The 15,672-nt window shown below is 39.0% G+C and carries 18 protein-coding genes; all 18 read left to right on the top strand.

Annotation, left to right across the window (positions count from 1 at the left end; all coding sequences use genetic code 11):
* The first annotated feature begins 4 nt into the window (after positions 1-4).
* From NSQ84_RS10355 to NSQ84_RS10270, 18 genes are read left to right on the top strand one after another with little or no spacing between them, the layout of a single operon-like run.
* Entirely contained in the window at positions 5-628 is a 624-nt protein-coding gene (locus tag NSQ84_RS10355) for a hypothetical protein (protein WP_066246501.1), read from the top strand.
* A gap of 44 nt (positions 629-672) precedes the next feature.
* Positions 673-1,944 (top strand): flagellar hook-length control protein FliK, encoded by a 1,272-nt coding sequence (locus NSQ84_RS10350; RefSeq protein ID WP_327873762.1) that lies wholly within the window; start codon positions 673-675, stop codon positions 1,942-1,944.
* A gap of 9 nt (positions 1,945-1,953) precedes the next feature.
* On the top strand, positions 1,954-2,397 hold the full coding sequence (flgD, locus tag NSQ84_RS10345; protein ID WP_063386668.1) for a flagellar hook assembly protein FlgD: 444 nt from the start codon (positions 1,954-1,956) through the stop codon (positions 2,395-2,397).
* 35 nt (positions 2,398-2,432) lie between these two features.
* Entirely contained in the window at positions 2,433-3,962 is a 1,530-nt protein-coding gene (locus tag NSQ84_RS10340) for a flagellar hook-basal body complex protein (RefSeq protein ID WP_094246041.1), read from the top strand.
* A gap of 25 nt (positions 3,963-3,987) precedes the next feature.
* Entirely contained in the window at positions 3,988-4,206 is a 219-nt protein-coding gene (locus NSQ84_RS10335; RefSeq protein WP_063386670.1) for a flagellar FlbD family protein, read from the top strand.
* Complete coding sequence (gene fliL, locus NSQ84_RS10330; RefSeq protein ID WP_066246495.1) at positions 4,199-4,627, top strand: flagellar basal body-associated protein FliL; 429 nt, start codon at positions 4,199-4,201, stop codon at positions 4,625-4,627. Before NSQ84_RS10335 ends, fliL begins: the two co-directional genes overlap by 8 nt.
* A 33-nt stretch (positions 4,628-4,660) precedes the next feature.
* Positions 4,661-5,659 (top strand): flagellar motor switch protein FliM, encoded by a 999-nt coding sequence (fliM, locus tag NSQ84_RS10325; protein ID WP_063386672.1) that lies wholly within the window; start codon positions 4,661-4,663, stop codon positions 5,657-5,659.
* Positions 5,652-6,731, top strand: a complete 1,080-nt coding sequence (gene fliY, locus NSQ84_RS10320) for a flagellar motor switch phosphatase FliY (RefSeq protein WP_327873763.1) — start codon at positions 5,652-5,654, stop codon at positions 6,729-6,731. The genes fliM and fliY overlap by 8 nt, the downstream gene beginning before the upstream one ends.
* A 21-nt stretch (positions 6,732-6,752) precedes the next feature.
* Positions 6,753-7,115, top strand: coding sequence for a response regulator (locus NSQ84_RS10315; protein ID WP_063386674.1), 363 nt, complete (start codon positions 6,753-6,755; stop codon positions 7,113-7,115).
* 12 nt (positions 7,116-7,127) lie between these two features.
* Complete coding sequence (locus NSQ84_RS10310) at positions 7,128-7,769, top strand: flagellar biosynthetic protein FliO (RefSeq protein ID WP_311066227.1); 642 nt, start codon at positions 7,128-7,130, stop codon at positions 7,767-7,769.
* Positions 7,766-8,431 carry a flagellar type III secretion system pore protein FliP gene (gene fliP / locus NSQ84_RS10305; protein ID WP_063386676.1) on the top strand — a complete coding sequence of 222 codons (666 nt, stop codon included), beginning with the start codon at positions 7,766-7,768 and terminating at the stop codon, positions 8,429-8,431. Before NSQ84_RS10310 ends, fliP begins: the two co-directional genes overlap by 4 nt.
* 17 nt (positions 8,432-8,448) lie before the next feature.
* A complete protein-coding gene (gene fliQ, locus NSQ84_RS10300) occupies positions 8,449-8,718 on the top strand; it encodes a flagellar biosynthesis protein FliQ (protein WP_063386677.1) in 270 nt (89 codons plus the stop codon).
* A gap of 5 nt (positions 8,719-8,723) precedes the next feature.
* Positions 8,724-9,500, top strand: coding sequence for a flagellar biosynthetic protein FliR (gene fliR / locus NSQ84_RS10295; RefSeq protein WP_066246491.1), 777 nt, complete (start codon positions 8,724-8,726; stop codon positions 9,498-9,500).
* Positions 9,497-10,579, top strand: coding sequence for a flagellar biosynthesis protein FlhB (gene flhB / locus NSQ84_RS10290; protein ID WP_063386679.1), 1,083 nt, complete (start codon positions 9,497-9,499; stop codon positions 10,577-10,579). Before fliR ends, flhB begins: the two co-directional genes overlap by 4 nt.
* A 23-nt stretch (positions 10,580-10,602) precedes the next feature.
* Entirely contained in the window at positions 10,603-12,636 is a 2,034-nt protein-coding gene (flhA, locus tag NSQ84_RS10285; protein ID WP_066246489.1) for a flagellar biosynthesis protein FlhA, read from the top strand.
* Positions 12,636-13,724, top strand: coding sequence for a flagellar biosynthesis protein FlhF (flhF, locus tag NSQ84_RS10280; protein WP_094246036.1), 1,089 nt, complete (start codon positions 12,636-12,638; stop codon positions 13,722-13,724). The genes flhA and flhF overlap by 1 nt, the downstream gene beginning before the upstream one ends.
* 6 nt (positions 13,725-13,730) lie before the next feature.
* Complete coding sequence (locus tag NSQ84_RS10275; protein ID WP_063386682.1) at positions 13,731-14,606, top strand: MinD/ParA family protein; 876 nt, start codon at positions 13,731-13,733, stop codon at positions 14,604-14,606.
* A gap of 5 nt (positions 14,607-14,611) precedes the next feature.
* Positions 14,612-15,664 (top strand): chemotaxis response regulator protein-glutamate methylesterase, encoded by a 1,053-nt coding sequence (locus NSQ84_RS10270; protein WP_063386683.1) that lies wholly within the window; start codon positions 14,612-14,614, stop codon positions 15,662-15,664.
* Positions 15,665-15,672 lie beyond the last annotated feature (8 nt).

Genomic DNA, 15,672 nt, shown 5'->3' with positions numbered 1-15,672 from the left:
AATGATGGCGAAAAAAGAAAAGAAACGAGGCGGTTTAAAAACTTTCTTGACCATATTTTTATCACTTTTTAGTCTTGGGCTTGTCGCCGTAATCGTCATGTTTTTTCTCGGCATTCTGCCGGCCCAAAATATTCCGATTATTTCGGACTTAGCGCAAGGAGGTCAGAAGCAAGAAAATCTTGAAAGGCTGAACGAGCAGCTGGAAAAAGAGCAAGAAGAGCTCAAGCAAAAGATTGAAGAGCAGGAAAACACAATCAATCAGCTGCAAGAACAGCTGAAAAGCAAGGATGAAGAAATACAAGAGCTGACACAGCAAATCAACTCATTGGAAAACGCAGCTCAAACCAATCCGCAAAAAAATCAACAACAAGCCGTTGATATTGCGAAAGTATATGGGGAAATGTCAAGTAAAAAAGCAGCTGCCATCATTACAGAGCTTTCTGATGATGAAGCAGTCAGCATACTATCATCTTTAAAAAAAGCCGTGCTTGCTAGAATTTTAGAAAAAATGACTCCCCAAGACGCTGCCAAATATACGAAGCTGTTATCCGAGCAATCAGCAGCTCAATCTGAACAACCAGCAGCCGAATCTGCACCATCAGCAACTGAAGAGGCAGCTGCTCAATAAATAACTTACATGAACATTCTGATCATATTACAGGAGGTGAACAAATGGATGCCATTAAATTGCAGTTTTTCCAATTGAACACGCGAAACATACAATCAACAAACGGAGAAGAAAAAAAGGAAGAGTCAACTTTTCAAACGTTTTTTGATCAGCTTGTGAACATGAAGCCAGCCGATCAGGTGAAAGGAAATGAACCGAAAAAATTAGAAATCGAAACAACTATCTTAGAAGAGTTGCAAGATGTGATCAAAAATTGGCTCTCTCTTGACATTTTGCACGATCAGGAAACAGACGCTCAAGACAAACAGGAGAGAGAAGACAGCAGTTTATCTTCTGTCAGCCAACCTTCTTCTGAAAATTTGGAATTGACATTTGCGAGCAATATGGAATTGAATGTTGATCATACGGAGCAAAGTCCGGAAAAAACTGTACTTTTTCAGCAAATCACTGCTATTTTAGCTTATTTGCAACGAAATGAGCCGAACGAGTTTATTCGAATGCTCGAAGTTTTTGAAACCATTACTAGAAAGTATGGAGATCTAGGCAGCACGATGCTTCAAAATATTTTAACAGCTGGTCGGATTGGACGATATGAGAATCATAGTGCTACCATAGCTGACATATTGCCTAATGATCTAGAAACATCAGAGCCGCTTCATTTTATACAACAAATGGACACGAATAAGAAACCATTGGTGCAGCGTGAGGAAATATTGGCAAGAACGCATCCTCTAATGGAGTTTGTTCAACAAGAGAGCCGTGCTGAACAAAAAAGTGTTGGAAATTTCCTAACGAGCCAAACGAAGGATACGTTTGAGTTGACTCTTACATCATACATAAACAAATTTGGCTCAGAAAATCCGGCTTCGCAAATTGATTCTGAACTGAGTATAGACGTCCAAGAGGAATTTTTTCAAAAGTTAAAAGACGTAATAAAAACAAGTCGATTTGGCCAGCTTCCCAATGGCGCACAAAAATTGACGATACGGCTCACTCCGGAGCATTTAGGGACCATTACCATTCAATTAATAAAAGATGGCGACCAAATGAGCGCCAAAATTAAGACATCGACTCAATCAGCGAAAGAATTGTTAGAGCATAGTATTCAGCAGTTAAAGCATTCGCTGCCGAATATAACATTGCAAATTGACCGCTTTGATATTTTTGACGAAGAGCATTATTTCTTTCAAGAAAAAAGAGGACGTGGCAATTCGCAGCAACATAACGGGGAAGATCAAGAAAAGCATCAAAATGAACAGCAGAACGACCAAACTTTTATGGAAAAATTAAAAGAGTATGTAAATGCCATTATATAGGAGGTTCTTATGAGCGGAATTTCCATCGACAGCTATTTGTTATCGACCTATACAGAAAACAAAGCAAGGGAAGCTAAGTCAACTCTTGGAAAAGATGATTTTTTGAAGTTATTGATTACCCAATTGCAATATCAGGATCCGCTAAATCCAATGGAAGATAAAGAGTTTATTGCTCAAATGGCGAATTTCTCAACATTGGAACAAATAACAAACATGAATAAATCGCTTGAAGCCTTTTTAAAATCGGATGCACTCATCAAATATTCGCAGCTCATCGGCAAATCGGTAGAATACTCAAAAGAAGGTGAGCAAAAGCAGAGCATTGTCAAAAGCGTGCGGATGAATGGAGATACAGTCATCATTGCGCTTGCCAACGGCGATGAAGTGGAAAGCTCAAGTATTACGAAAGTATCCGAAGCTGGAGAAAACGATTCATCTGATCAGGAAGGATAATAATATTAAAATTTTAAAGAAAGGGAGAGGTTCATATGTTGCGTTCCATGTATTCTGGTATTAGCGGAATGAAAAATTTTCAATTGAAATTGGATGTCATTGGCAACAATATCGCGAATGTCAACACGTACGGCTTCAAAAAAGGACGTGTCACTTTTAAAGAATTAGTCAACCAGCAAATTTCAGGCGCAAGCGCCGCTGTAAATGGACGAGGAGGTATAAATCCTGCACAGGTAGGATTGGGTGCGGCAATCGGAACAATCGACACTGTTCATACATCTGGACCAACTCAATCAACGGGAAGACTTCTTGATGTAGCGATCAGCGGAGACGGTTTTTTTCCTGTCGGAGTGATTACCGATTTAACGAGAGTCAACATTGATTACGCAGGACAATTTGGAGACAATAAAATTTTGGGCGCCATTGATAGAGCAATTGATTTAGCATACACCCGCGCTGGAAACTTTTATTTGGATGCAAACGGATATTTAGTAACTGGCGAAGGGCTTTACTTAATTGGCGAAACAGGTGAAAAAATTCCTCCGACAGATCAAGGAATTCAAAAAGCAAATGCAGCGCTTCAGCAAATCACGTCTTTCAATACACCTTATAAAAATATGTATGAATCGTTGAGAGACATTTCAAAAAGAGCGAATGCATTGATGGAAGCTTATGAAGCATATAATGATGCGGTGGAAATATGGGAAAAAGACGGACGACAAAACCCATCACCTTTATACACCTCTATGCAAAATGCACGTAATGCTTTAATTGATATATGGACAGAGTTTAATGCAGCCATTACAAACCCAACGTCAGGGTTTGGGAATATTCGAAACCAGTTTGAAACGGCAATCGGACAATTAAATAATTCTATTAATAATTTTAACAATACACCGCCATATACTGACGTCATTACAACAATCACGAATCCGATTCTGCCGATTACAGCGGGGGATTATCCGCAAAATCCGTCAACAGCTATCCCGTTAGGTTCAAGTGCTGACACGAATACGCTTGATTTAATGACGAAGTTGATCGGGACAATTGAGAATTATAAAGTTGCCCTTAACAATGTTGGGCAAGCAGTCATTAAATACGAAGATATTGCCGAAAGTTTAAAAGAGGCGCAATGGACGGATTCGTTGAGCGGAGAAGCCGGTCTCATCCAAATTCCGCTTTCGGCTAAAAGCTTTAGCATCGGGCCTGATGGAAAGGTTACGTTTATTGATCGAAACGGTCAGTTAAAAGTCGCTGGACAAATCCGGCTTGCGAACTTTCCAAATCCAGAAGGATTAGAAAAAATCGGAAGCAATCTTTTTAGAGAAACGCCTAACTCTGGTTCTATCGACAAAAATGGCAATGGGCTGCAGCTTAACGAACTTTCCGTTCCAGGAGAGGATGGAGCAGGCTCATTGATTAATAGTTCACTAGAAATGTCCAATGTGGACTTGGCGGAAGAATTTACGGAAATGATTGTGGCACAAAGAGGTTTTCAATCAAATACGAAAATCATCACAACTTCTGACGAAATTTTGCAGGAGCTCCTTGGCTTAAAACGTTAATAGGAAGAACGGGGGAGCTTGAAACGTGATCAAATTAACAAAACTGAATGGCGAAGCTTTTTATCTGAATGTGTTGTTAATCGAACGGATTGAATCGTTTCCTGATACGACTATTACGTTAATATCCGGCAAAAAATATATAGTAAAAGATTCACAGACGGAAGTAGTAACAAAAATCAATGAGCTTTATAAACAATTTGGTTTTGGGAAAGCTTTCTATTTCGGGGGACAAGAAAATGAGTAAAAAATTTATAACTGCATTATTAATCGTCATTTCAACCGTTGGAATTGCTGCACTGACTACGTTTGTCGTCATGGAATTTTTTACGAAGGATCCGGTAGAAGCGAAAAACCGCTCCATCGACGAGGTGGTGGAATCGTCATTTGATGTTCCTGAAATTACGACAAACTTAAAAAGTAAAAATATTGTAAGACTTTCTTTCAAAATTGAAGCATCTGACAAAAAAGCGAGAGAAGAATTAGAAAAGAGAGAATTTCAAATAAAAGATATTATTATAACCGAACTGGCAAATATGGAAGCAAAAGATTTGGAAGGGCAAGCTGGAATGGACCGCTTTAAAGATACGATTAAAAAGAAGGTCGATGCGCTTTTACAAGAAGGAGAAGTGAAACAAGTGTACACGACTTCCTTTATCCTTCAATAGACAAAAAAGGGATAAGGAGGTGATGTTCTCATTATGTCAAATGAAATTTTATCGCAAAGTGAAATTGATGCGCTATTATCTGCATTAACGACCGGTGAAATGAATGTTGATGAATTAAAGAAAGAAGAAGAAGCAAAGAAAATAAAAGTTTACGATTTTAAACGTGCTCTTCGTTTTTCAAAAGATCAAATTCGCAGCATTACTCGAGTGCATGAAAATTTCGCAAGGCTTTTAACGACGTATTTTGCTGCGCAATTGCGGACATATGTCCAAATAACCGTCACGTCTGTAGACCAGCTGCCCTATGAAGAGTTTGTCCGTTCCATTCCGAAAATGACGGTTTTAAATGTTTTTGAACTTGGGACACTTGATGGAAGAATTATTATGGAAGTGAACCCAAATATTGCGTACGCAATGATGGATCGGTTAATGGGCGGTTTCGGGGCTTCCATGAATAAGATTGAACAATTAACAGAAATTGAAATGAAAATTATTGCATCCATTTTCGAAAAAACTTTGGAGCACTACCGTGAAGCTTGGAGTACCATTTTGGACATTGAGCCTTGCATGCAGGAATTTGAGGTAAATCCGCAATTTTTGCAAATGGTATCTCCAAATGACACAGTTGTTGTTATTTCCCTTAATACACAAGTGGGAGAAGCGAGCGGAATGATAAACCTTTGTATTCCCCATGTTGTGTTGGAACCAATTATTCCAAAGCTTTCCGTCCATTATTGGATGCAATCAGAAAGGAAAGCCCAAAACTCTGTGGAAACGGAAGTAATCAAAAACCGGATAAAGCTTGCAGAAGTTCCGGTGGTTGCGGAATTAGGGACGTCCGTTGTGACAGTTCAAGAGTTTCTTGAAATGCGAGTGGGGGATATGATCCGTCTTGATCAATCGACCAGCGACCCGTTGGTGATTAAAGTAGGTGACGTCCCTAAATTTTTTGGACAGCCTGGCAAAAAGAACAAGAAGCTGGCCGTTCAAATATTAGGCCACATAGAGAGAGGTGACGAAGCTGATGACTGATAACATGTTGTCACAAGAGGAAATCGATTCTCTATTAAAAGGGGGAAATCAAGAATCAACTGAAACTGACAATCTATTGAATGATATTGAAAAAGATACGATTGGGGAGATAGGAAATATTTCTTTTGGCAGTTCTGCTACAGCTTTATCATCCTTGCTTAATCAAAAAGTAGAAATCACTACTCCGAGCGTGTCAATTATTAATAAGCAAGAACTGGCAAAGGAGTTTCCACATCCATACGTAGCAATAGAAGTAGTTTTTACAGAAGGGCTGTCCGGCAGCAATCTGCTTGTAATTAAACAAAGCGATGCTGCTGTCATTGCTGATTTAATGATTGGCGGGGATGGTTCCAACCCGGACGAATTGGGGGAAATTCAATTAAGTGCTGTCCAGGAAGCGATGAATCAAATGATGGGATCTGCTTCCACATCAATGTCAACCGTTTTAAATAAAAAAATAGATATTTCACCGCCTCGCCTCGAATTATTGAATGTTAAAGAAGGGGAAGGAACCGATGCTATTCCTGATGATGAACTGCTTGTAAAGGTATCCTTCCGATTAACTGTCGGCAATTTAATTGATTCGAATATTATGCAGCTCTTACCCCTTGATTTTGCTAAACAGCTCGTTGTTGAATTAATGAATAAAGCGAGTAAAGAGGCATCAAATAACGTGCAATCAGAACCTGAAGAAGCGCGAGAAAATCAACAGCTGCATATAGAAAAAAGCGAGAAGGAAAAAGCTCAGCCTGTGGAAGTTAAACCTGTTGAATTTGCGACGTTTGATGAACAAACGAATCAATCTGTAGACACGCACAATTTGGAGTTGCTGCTCGACATTCCTTTAAATGTAACGGTTGAGCTTGGAAGAACAAAAAGATCCATCAAACAAATTTTGGAATTGTCTAAAGGATCCATTATCGAGCTTGATAAGCTGGCCGGGGAGCCAGTCGACATATTCATAAACAGCAAAAAGGTAGCAAAAGGTGAAGTAGTTGTCATCGACGAAAATTTCGGTGTTCGCGTAACGGATATCATGAGTCAAGCAGATCGGATAATGAATCTAAAATAGTTGATAGGAGTGAGGAGCAAAATGTCAAAAAGGATTTTAGTCGTTGATGATGCAGCATTTATGAGAATGATGATCAAAGATATATTGACAAAAAATGGATATGAAGTAGTAGGAGAGGCTGCAGATGGTGCGCAGGCAGTCGAAAAATTTAAAGAATTGCAGCCTGATTTAGTCACGATGGATATTACAATGCCTGAAATGGATGGCATCACTGCTTTAAAGGAAATCCGCAAAATTAATCCAAATGCAAAAGTTGTCATGTGTTCAGCGATGGGACAGCAGGCAATGGTAATCGATGCTATTCAAGCTGGTGCCAAAGATTTTATTGTGAAACCTTTTCAGGCCGATCGTGTACTGGAAGCTATTCAAAAGACATTGGGATAAGGAGCATTTGCATTGAAACGACGTATTACATATTTGTGCTGTTTATGGCTGTTGTTTTTTTATGTTCCAATAAACGCCGATTTCGTGCATGCAGCCGTGAAAAATCCCACCGTTGAGGAATATTTAAAACAGCAGACATCCGATCAACAGGATGAAAAAAAAGAAGAGAAAGCGACGAACGAATTGGTTGAAGATGGTGGCAACAGCACCTCCTTATCAGTATTCGATGCTTTGAAAATGATTTTTACACTTATTCTTGTTTTAGGTCTCTTAATCTTTTTATTAAAATTTTTAAACAAAAAAATGAAGCTTCCGCAAGAAACTAAATACTTACAAAATCTCGGCGGCATTTCCTTAGGACAAAACAAGTCCATCCAGCTGGTGAAGGTGGGGAATCGCATTCTAATCGTTGGCGTCGGGGATACGATTGAACTATTACAAGAAATTAATGATGAAGAGGAATATAAGAAAATTATCGACATGCAGAAAGAGCCCGGCAACAATTCTTTTGAACAAAATATGATGCGCTTCATTCTAAATAATCATAAACAAAAGGGTAGCGAGAAGACCTCCTTCAAAAAAGAACTGGAATCACTATTAAAAGAAAGACGTGAACAGATGCAGCGTCTTCGGCAGAAAGGATCAAAAAAATGAGTGAGTTTTTTAGCTATTTTAATCAAAATGATCCGGAAAATGTTGCGACGACTGTGAAGCTTTTGCTTCTGCTCACCGTTTTGTCCATTGCACCAGGGATATTGATTTTAATGACTTGCTTTACGCGCATCGTCATCGTGTTATCGTTTGTGCGAACTTCGCTTGCTACCCAGCAAATGCCGCCCAACCAAGTGCTCATCGGCCTTGCACTTTTTTTAACCTTTTTTATAATGGGACCGACTTTTCAAGAAATACATGAAAAAGCTTTGAATCCTTTGTTCAACAATGAAATAACTATTGAGGAAGCGTATGAACAGGCGGAAAAGCCGATAAAGGAATTTATGAGCAAACATACGAGACAAAAAGATTTAGCTTTGTTTTTAAATTACGCCAATATTGAAAATCCTGAGACGATTGACGATATTCCGCTCGTGGCTTTAGTGCCTGCATTTGCCATCAGCGAATTAAAAACAGCGTTTCAAATAGGTTTTATGATCTTTATTCCTTTTTTAATCATTGACATGGTTGTATCAAGTGTCCTCATGTCAATGGGAATGATGATGCTTCCTCCTGTCATGATATCATTGCCTTTTAAAATATTGCTGTTTGTGCTCGTGGACGGCTGGTACTTAGTTGTCAAATCATTGCTGCAAAGTTTTTAAAATAAGTAGGTGAGCCAATGAGTACCGAAATGATCCTTTCCATAGCAGAAAAAGCGGTTTATACAACTTTAATGATCAGTGGGCCACTTCTTTTAATATCGCTTGTTGTCGGCTTAATTGTCAGCATCTTTCAAGCAACGACACAAATACAGGAACAGACATTGGCGTTCATACCAAAAATTGTGGCTGTTTTGGTCGGATTGATTATTTTTGGCCCATGGATGCTATCTGTCATTTTGTCGTATACACATAATATTTTCAGCAATCTCAATCAATTTGTTGGATGAGTTGAATGATGATGCTGGAGTATTATCCGCTTTTTTTGCTTGTGTTTACAAGAATAACAGCTTTTATTGCAACACTTCCATTATTTTCATATCGGAATATTCCGATGCGGTTTAAAATTGGCATGTCTTTTTTCCTTTCCCTTATCATCGTCATGACGATCGATGAGGGAAAGGTTGACTTAGATGCGAATTTCTACCCGCTGATAATAAAAGAAGTTTTAATCGGACTATTCATTGGTCTGATCGCATATATCATCATGTCAGCTGTCCACATTGCAGGAAGCTTAATCGATTTTCAAATGGGGTTTATCATCGCGAATATTATTGATCCGCAGACAGGAGTTCAAACGCCGTTAATTGGACAATTTCTTTATTCTTTTGCCCTATTGCTCATGCTGAGCCTAAACGGGCACCATATGCTGATTAACGGGATTGTATACAGTTTTCAAGTAATCCCTCCGGATCAATATTTTATTCCGATTTCTGATGGAGCTGTTGCCGAACAAGTTTTGAAGGCGTTCAGCAAAATGTTTCTCGTAGCATTTCAAATGGCGCTTCCGATAGTCGCTTCGCTCTTTTTAGTTGACCTTGCTCTAGGGATTGTTGCCCGGACAGTTCCGCAAATGAATGTATTTGTCATTGGGTTTGCCATTAAAATTGGCGTCAGCTTTCTGATGATGGTGCTCGTTTTAGGCATTATATTTATGCTGATTCAGGGGCTTTTCCAATACATGTTCGATGTGATGAGAACCTTAATGAATTTATTAGGTGATGGCGCATGAATTATTTACCGTTAGATTTGCAATATTTTGCCGGAGAAAAAACGGAAAAAGCGACTCCGAGAAAGCGGCAGGATGTCAGGAAAAAAGGGCAGGTTGCCAAGAGTCCCGATTTGAACACAGCCATCACCATGTTTTTAGTTTTTCTGTCATTGCTGTTTTTCGGGAAAACGGTGATTGATAATATTTTAAACATGTTCCATTCTACTTTTGAAGATTATTTGTTGACGGATATCACAGAAGAAAATGTGCATTCAATCTTTAATAAATATGTATTGGAAGGCGCTCAAATTACCGCTCCATTCATGATAGCAGCCTTCGTTGCTGGGGTTTTCAGTAATTATATTCAAGTTGGATTTCTTTTTACAACTGAACCGTTGAAAATGAAATTAAATAAACTGAATCCGATTGAAGGATTTAAACGCATATATTCCATTCGGGCAATTGTCGAGCTTTTGAAATCGATCTTAAAAGTTTTCTTTATCGGCGGGGTAACCTTTGCGTATATTTATTTCAATTGGCAGGAGATTTTGCGACTTCCGCAAATGCCGCTTGAACGAGCTTTTGCTTCAATTTCAAAGCTGGCGGTGCAGATAGGACTATATGCTTCAGGTGCGCTTTTGTTCATCGCATTGCTAGATTACTTGTATCAAAGATGGGATTTCGAAAAAAACATTCGCATGTCTAAGCAGGAAGTAAAAGATGAGTACAAAAAAATGGAAGGCGACCCGTTAATTAGATCGAGAATTAAACAGAAACAAAGGGAAATGGCGATGAGAAGGATGATGCAGGAAATTCCGAAAGCTGATGTCGTCATTACGAACCCTACTCATTATGCAGTTGCCTTAAAGTATGATGAAAAGGAACACGATGCACCTGTCGTAGTTGCAAAAGGAACAGATTTTGTCGCGCAAAAGATCAAGCAAATTGCCAAAGCCCATGAAATCATAACAGTCGAAAACAGGCAGCTCGCTCGTTCTTTGTATGACCAAGTGGAAATTGGCGAGATGATTCCTGAACAATTTTTTAAGGCTGTGGCTGAAATTTTAGCTTATGTTTATCGTCAAAAACAAAAAGTGTAACAATTTTGCTAGGAGGAAGTATCATGTCAGCAAGAGATTTATCGGTTATAGTAGCTGTCATTTTAATTGTTGCCATGCTTATCATCCCGCTGCCTTCATGGCTGCTGAGCATATTGATTATCATTAATATATCTCTTGCCTTGCTCGTCCTCCTTACATCCATGAACATTGAAAAGCCTTTACAATTTTCAATCTTTCCTTCTCTTTTGCTTTTGTTAACGTTATATCGACTCGGCTTAAACGTTTCCACAACGCGTTCGATTTTAGCTAATGGAGAAGCGGGAACAGTCGTGGAAACGTTTGGAACTTTTGTTGTCGGTGGAAATATCCTTGTTGGTTTTGTCGTATTTATCATTTTAGTTATTATTCAATTTGTTGTCATTACAAAAGGATCTGAACGGGTAGCAGAAGTGGCAGCCCGCTTTACGCTTGATGCCATGCCCGGTAAGCAGATGAGTATTGATGCAGACTTGAATGCGGGAATCATCTCGGAAGACGAGGCAAAAAAACGGAGAGAAACGATTGCAAGAGAAGCAGATTTTTATGGCGCAATGGACGGAGCAAGCAAATTTGTAAAAGGAGATGCGATTGCTGGTGTCATAATTGTGCTGATCAATATTATTTTCGGAATTATCATCGGCATGATCCAGCAGGGGCTTTCTTTTCAAGAAGCTGTTTCAAAATTCACGCTTCTTACAGTTGGAGATGGATTAGTCAGCCAAATTCCAGCTTTATTAATCTCAACGGCAACAGGGATTGTTGTCACGAGAGCTGCTTCTGACGGAAATTTAGGACAAGACATTACGAACCAGCTTTTAGCATTTCCAAAGCTGCTGTATGTTACCGCAGGAATCATCTTTATTTTAGGTATTGTTACTCCGATTGGTCCGATCGTAACAACTCCGATCGCTCTCATGTTTGCTTTCTTAGCATTTGCGATGAATCGTACGAAGAAACAAATTGAAAAAGACGAAGAGATTGTTGAAGAAGAAGTGGAAATGAACGAAGCGAAAAGTCCGGAGCAAGTGATGAATCTTTTATCGATGGATCCAATTGAATTTGAATTCGGATATGGTTTAATTCCTCTTGCTGATAGCGGACAAGGGGGAGACCTGTTGGATCGGATCGTAATGATCAGAAGGCAGCTTGCCGTAGAATTGGGCCTTGTCATTCCTGTCGTCCGAATACGGGATAATATCCAATTAAAGCCGAATGAATACAGATTAAAAATTAAAGGAAACGAAGCGGCGAAAGGTGAAATTATGCTCGATCATTATTTGGCGATGGCGCCAGGAATGGATAATGATTCGATTGAAGGGATTGACACAATTGAGCCTTCGTTTGGACTTCCTGCAAAATGGATCAGCGAACATTTAAAAGAACAAGCTGAATTGGCAGGATATACGGTCGTCGATCCTCCTAGCGTTGTTTCTACTCACATTACGGAAACGATCCGGAGGCATGCTCATGAATTGCTTGGACGACACGAAACAAAACAGCTTGTCGATCATTTAAAAGAAACATACCCGATATTAGTGGAAGAAGTTACGCCGAATCCACTTTCTATAGGAGATATTCAAAAAGTTTTGGCGAAACTGCTTAAAGAAAAAATTTCTATTCGAAATTTGCCGGTTATTTTTGAAACATTAGCTGACTATGCCAAATTTACAACAGATCCGGAAATTTTAGCTGAATATGTAAGACAGTCGCTGGCAAAACAAATTACAAGCCAGTATGCAAAAGAAGGGGAGACATTGAAAGTCATTACTCTCTCCGCTCAAGTAGAAAAAGCCATTGCCGATGGCGTGCAGCAAACGGAACGAGGAACCTTTTTGTCATTGGAGCCGCATGTATCACAAAGGATTGTCGAAGCCATTGCAAAAAATGTGGAACAGCTGGCAATGGAAGAGCAAACGCCAATCTTGCTCTGCTCGCCTTCTGTTAGAATGTATGCACGGCAGCTGATCGAGCGATATTTGCCTGATGTACCCGTATTGTCATACAACGAACTTGAATCAAACATTGAAGTACAAAGTGTCGGAGTGGTGAATATTTAATGAAGATTAAAAAATTCAAAGCCCATACTATGCAAGAGGCGATGAAGACGATTCGCAGCCAACTCGGTCAAAATGCTGTCATCCTCAATTCGAAAGTCGTCTATACTGGTGGATTTCTAGGAATGTTTAAGAAAAAAATGATTGAAGTGGTGGCGGGCATTGACGAAGAAGATGAAATGATCAGCGGGTCCCAAAAAGAAAAAATAGAACATCAAACGGGCCAACAATTAGAGATGTCTCCTGTACTGAATGAAATAAAAAAACTGAAGGATCTCGTTCAATCCATGTCCGTAAACAGTACTGTTATTCATCCTGACCTAAAAGAGATCGAACAAAAAATTGATTCGTTAGGTTTGCTGCAGCCGATTAAACAGGATGTGATCGCATCTATACTGGAAACGTATTTGATCCATCAAAAAAAGCTGACAAACGAACAGCTGGAATTTCAATTGAAGAAAGAGTTAAAAAAGAGGATTTCGGACATTCCTTTTCACGGCATTACTTTTTCAAAAAAATTTGTGAATGTTGTAGGACCAACCGGTGTTGGAAAAACGACGACATTGGCAAAGCTTGCCGCAATCTGCAAAATAAATTACAAGAAAAAAATCGGATTTCTTACGACGGACACTTATCGAATTGCTGCGATCGATCAATTAAAAACATATGCCGAAATTTTAAATGCCCCGCTTGAAGTTTGTTATAACTCATTTGATTTTCAGGAAGGGAAAAAGAAGCTGAATGACTGCGACATCGTTTTTATTGACACGGCGGGCCGGAACTTCCTTGAACAGCAATATGTGCAAGATTTAAGCGAAACCATTGACTTTCAGGATGAAATGGAAACATTTTTAGTATTTTCTTTAACTTCAAAATTTGAAGATATGGAAAAAGTTTATAACCAATTTTCTCATTTGCCGATTCATCAATTTATTTTTACTAAACATGACGAAACCTCCTCTTATGGAGCTATGTATAACATCGTCTACAAAACAAAGATTGGTGCCGGATATATGACTGACGGTCAAGATGTTCCAGACGACATTCATAAGCTGGATCATGAAACTTTTATTCAATATTTAATGGGGTAGCAGGATATGGATCAAGCAGAACAACTCAGAAGGATTATTCAGCAAAACAAATATGCGGTGATAAAAGACTCTCCGCCTAACCGTCATGCAAAAACAGTGGCTGTGATTAGCGGAAAAGGGGGAGTCGGCAAATCGAATTTCGTTTTAAATTTCGCTTTAAACTTGATCAAAAAACGAAACGACCGTGTACTGCTGGTAGATTGCGATATTGGGATGGCAAACATCGATCTTTTGCTTGGACAGCAGTATCAAGAAAGATCAATTGTCGATTTGCTGAAAAACCGCATTGGAATTGAACAAATTATCAAAAAAGGTCCTTTAAATTTGCAGTATTTGTCAGGAGGAATGAGCCTTTCCAATATTGTCACAATCGATGAAGCAGAGTTTCAATTTTTTCTTTACGAGCTTGAAAGAATAATAGAGAAATACGACACCATCTTATTTGATATGGGGGCAGGAATTTCGAAAGACAGCTTGAAATTTTTGCTTGCAGTGGACGAAATTATCGTCATTACGACGCCTGAACCGACATCGATTATGGACGCCTACAGTGCGATAAAGCTCATTCACCAGTTCGATCAAGAAAAGGTGATGAAAGTAGTTGTCAATCGATTCAAGAAAAACATTGAAGCGAAAGAAACATGGGAAAAAATTAGAACCACTGCAGAGCGTTTTTTACATAAAACAATTGATTTGCTCGGCAGTTTGCCGGAGGATGATCATGTGCAGAAATCAGTCATGGAACAAATTCCGTTTATTTTGCGTTTTCCGAATGCTCCTATATCGAAAGCACTAGAAAATATAACAGAGATGTACTTAAATGGTAAAATAAAAAGAAAAGGATTTATTCATTCTCTTAGATCTTTGTTTTCAAGTAGGTGATGTTTTTGAGTCGTGTAAAGGTTTTGGTTATTGATGATTCGGCATTTATGAGAAAGTTGATTTCCGATTTGCTTTTAGAGAGTCCTTCCATTGATGTGATTGGCACAGCTAAAAATGGAAAAGAAGGAATTGAAAAGATCGCAGAGCTTGATCCTGATGTTGTGACGTTAGATATTGAAATGCCGGTTTTAAACGGGCTTGATACTTTGCAGATTATCATGGACAAGTTTCCAAGGCCAGTCATTATGCTTTCAAGTTCGACGAAAGAAGGAGCCGAAAACACGATAAAATCTTTAGCTTTCGGGGCGTTTGATTTTATCCCGAAACCTTCCGGCTCCATATCTCTTGACATATTTAAAGTGAAAGAAGAATTAATTGCAAAAGTTCTAGCAGCAAAACGGGCAAAAGAAAAAGTTCAGATGTTAAAAAAAGAGATCGACACATTTCCTCGAAAGGAGATGATGAAAGAAAAGAGCCATCGACAGCGAAAAAAATCTTTAATTGCCATTGGAACTTCTACTGGCGGACCGAGCACCCTTCAAAAAATCGTTCCATGCTTCCCGAAAAACCTGAATTCGCCGATTTTCATCGTACAGCATATGCCGCCAGGATTTACAAAATCGTTGGCTGAACGATTAAATGAAATGTCAAACATCGAAGTAAAAGAAGGCGAGCATCAAGAAATCGTCAGAAATGGGGTAGCATACATAGCGCCTGGAGGCAGCCATATGAAAGTAATAGAAAAACAAGGGAATTTATTCATTGAACTGGATCAATCGGAAAAAAAGAGAGGGCACAGACCTTCAGTAGATGTACTGTTTGAATCTTTATCGAATTTAAAATATTATCAAACGATTGCTTGTATTTTAACGGGAATGGGTTCTGACGGGACAAAAGGCTTGAAAGCATTAAAAGAAAGGACAGATGCGACAGGGATCGCACAGTCCGAAAAAACCTCCATTATATTTGGGATGCCAAAATCCGCCATCCAAGCGAATGTGGTTGATTACGTGGAAGATTTAATGGAAATTCCGTATTTAATTCAAAAGCTGATCTAAATCCAAGG

The organism is Aeribacillus sp. FSL K6-3256, assembly GCF_037965805.1.
Lineage (GTDB): Bacteria > Bacillota > Bacilli > Bacillales > Aeribacillaceae > Aeribacillus > Aeribacillus composti.
Note: the sequence above shows the minus strand (reverse complement) of the source record. Positions and strands in the feature narration are given on the sequence as shown.

Excerpts from the sequence above, each read along its gene's own strand:
- NSQ84_RS10355 (WP_066246501.1), top strand. The coding sequence starts at position 5 with ATGGCGAAAAAAGAAAAGAAACGAGGCGGTTTAAAAACTTTCTTGACC.
- NSQ84_RS10350 (WP_327873762.1), top strand. The coding sequence starts at position 673 with ATGGATGCCATTAAATTGCAGTTTTTCCAATTGAACACGCGAAACATA.
- flgD (WP_063386668.1), top strand. The coding sequence starts at position 1,954 with ATGAGCGGAATTTCCATCGACAGCTATTTGTTATCGACCTATACAGAA.
- NSQ84_RS10340 (WP_094246041.1), top strand. The coding sequence starts at position 2,433 with ATGTTGCGTTCCATGTATTCTGGTATTAGCGGAATGAAAAATTTTCAA.
- fliL (WP_066246495.1), top strand. The coding sequence starts at position 4,199 with ATGAGTAAAAAATTTATAACTGCATTATTAATCGTCATTTCAACCGTT.
- fliM (WP_063386672.1), top strand. The coding sequence starts at position 4,661 with ATGTCAAATGAAATTTTATCGCAAAGTGAAATTGATGCGCTATTATCT.
- fliY (WP_327873763.1), top strand. The coding sequence starts at position 5,652 with ATGACTGATAACATGTTGTCACAAGAGGAAATCGATTCTCTATTAAAA.
- NSQ84_RS10315 (WP_063386674.1), top strand. The coding sequence starts at position 6,753 with ATGTCAAAAAGGATTTTAGTCGTTGATGATGCAGCATTTATGAGAATG.
- fliP (WP_063386676.1), top strand. The coding sequence starts at position 7,766 with ATGAGTGAGTTTTTTAGCTATTTTAATCAAAATGATCCGGAAAATGTT.
- fliQ (WP_063386677.1), top strand. The coding sequence starts at position 8,449 with ATGAGTACCGAAATGATCCTTTCCATAGCAGAAAAAGCGGTTTATACA.
- fliR (WP_066246491.1), top strand. The coding sequence starts at position 8,724 with ATGATGATGCTGGAGTATTATCCGCTTTTTTTGCTTGTGTTTACAAGA.
- flhB (WP_063386679.1), top strand. The coding sequence starts at position 9,497 with ATGAATTATTTACCGTTAGATTTGCAATATTTTGCCGGAGAAAAAACG.
- flhA (WP_066246489.1), top strand. The coding sequence starts at position 10,603 with ATGTCAGCAAGAGATTTATCGGTTATAGTAGCTGTCATTTTAATTGTT.
- flhF (WP_094246036.1), top strand. The coding sequence starts at position 12,636 with ATGAAGATTAAAAAATTCAAAGCCCATACTATGCAAGAGGCGATGAAG.
- NSQ84_RS10275 (WP_063386682.1), top strand. The coding sequence starts at position 13,731 with ATGGATCAAGCAGAACAACTCAGAAGGATTATTCAGCAAAACAAATAT.